Below are 1,635 nucleotides of genomic sequence, written 5' to 3' on the forward strand. Positions count from 1 at the left end.
CACCCCCAACACCGACCCCACCCACACCCGCCGGCACCACACCGGGACATGCCATCACCCCAGCTCACCGCACACAACAACCCCCCACACCCACCACCAGGCACACACGCCGAGGGACGCACCCAGACCGCGACACCACCGCCGAACGCATCACGCCCCCACCTCCGCCTCGTCCACCGTCGCATCCACCACAACCGCACCGCCCACACGCGCCGTCGTCAACAACGCCTCCACCTGCCCCTCACGCAGGCTCAGCGTCTCCCCCTCGTCGTCCACCGAGGTGAACACCACCGCACCCACATACCGCTGCCAGACGAAGCCGTAGGCCCGCGCAATCAGCGTCGCCACACGATTGACCACCGGCGACCACCGGGGACGTGCCGTCGATGCTGATCACGGACGAATAGAGTTCATTCATTGAGTCACGTTTGATCAGCATCGGAGGTCAAGATGTCACGAGTTCCCTGGACTCGGTACGAGGGAGACGACATCGAGGCGGTTGCAGCCATGTGCATCTGCCGCGAGAATCCTTCTGCTCGGCGGATTCGACCATCACGAGGCGACGGCGGCATCGACGTGTACGTGCCCCTTGGGGACAATCACGTAGTCGTTTATCAGGTCAAGAAATTCGCGGGAAACCTGACCTCCAACCAACTCACGCAGATAGTCAAGTCCTACAAGCGGATCAAGGAGTACGCCAAAGACCGAGGATGGACCATTGACGCCTGGCATCTCACCATGCCGCTCAACCCGACGAAGGAAAACGACAAGTGGTTCGACGATCTGACCACTGAGGACCCCTTCGAAACAACATGGAAGGGCCTGGAGGTGTTCGACAACTGGGCAGCAGACTTCCCGCAGGTCATCGACTACTACCTGGAGGGTGGTCGAGACAGGGTTCTGCAGGAACTGAGCAGGTTTCAAGCCATGACGAAGATCCTCCTTCCGGAGGTCGACTCGCAGGTCGCAATCGAGGCGTACCGCGGGCTCGAACCAGCCGACATTCCTTCTCGAATCTCCCTGCTCAACGTCACGCTGAACGACGCCGACCCGCACTACATGTACGACTTCGCGGTCGGAACCGCGCCGGCCCCGCCACCCATTCTCCCCGATGGGTATCCGGCGCTCGTCGCATCGACAACCAAGCAAGTGGAGGGGCGGTACGTGACCGTCCACGTCCTCGCGCGCTGTGCCGAATCCGTGCACGAGCGCCCTATCACCCACACTGGAACGATCGTGGTCGACCGGGACAGCGAGGAGGAACGCGAATGGCGGAAGTTTCTTGAGTACGGTCGCGTACCGACCCGACCACTTCGGATCCGCAACTTCGTTGCTGACCTGCCCGGCGGTCTCGGCGAAACAACCGACGACGGGCTCATTTCCATCCACGAACTTGCAAACCCCGAAGCCGAGTTCGACCGGATCCTAAGCTTGCATGACCCCGAGGGCACGAAGCTCACAGAAGTACCCGTCCACTTTTCCGCCCCCAGCAGTAACCATGACGGCACCTGAGGTTTCCCCCTGAAAGTGGACATCGATTTGGCGGGACACCGGTCCCGCTGGAAGGATGCCACCATGCCCCCTCGTAAACGCCGGTCGTTCACCGCCGAGTACAAAGTCGAGGCTGCCCACCGC

The 1,635-nt window shown here is 61.9% G+C and carries 2 protein-coding genes; one reads left to right on the top strand and one right to left on the bottom strand.

Features of this window, described 5'->3' with window-relative positions; all coding sequences use genetic code 11:
* Positions 1–150: 150 nt before the first annotated feature.
* Positions 151–360: a hypothetical protein gene (locus tag WAX14_RS01565; protein WP_422626340.1), complete on the bottom strand. Its 210-nt coding sequence runs from the start codon at positions 358–360 to the stop codon at positions 151–153.
* A 90-nt stretch (positions 361–450) separates the two neighbouring features.
* Here WAX14_RS01565 and WAX14_RS01570 point away from each other — a divergent pair, with 90 nt between their 5' ends.
* Positions 451–1,512 carry a hypothetical protein gene (locus tag WAX14_RS01570; RefSeq protein WP_422626341.1) on the top strand — a complete coding sequence of 354 codons (1,062 nt, stop codon included), beginning with the start codon at positions 451–453 and terminating at the stop codon, positions 1,510–1,512.
* Positions 1,513–1,635 lie beyond the last annotated feature (123 nt).

This window comes from Rhodococcus sp. (in: high G+C Gram-positive bacteria) (assembly GCF_049299235.1).
Lineage (GTDB): Bacteria > Actinomycetota > Actinomycetes > Mycobacteriales > Mycobacteriaceae > Rhodococcus.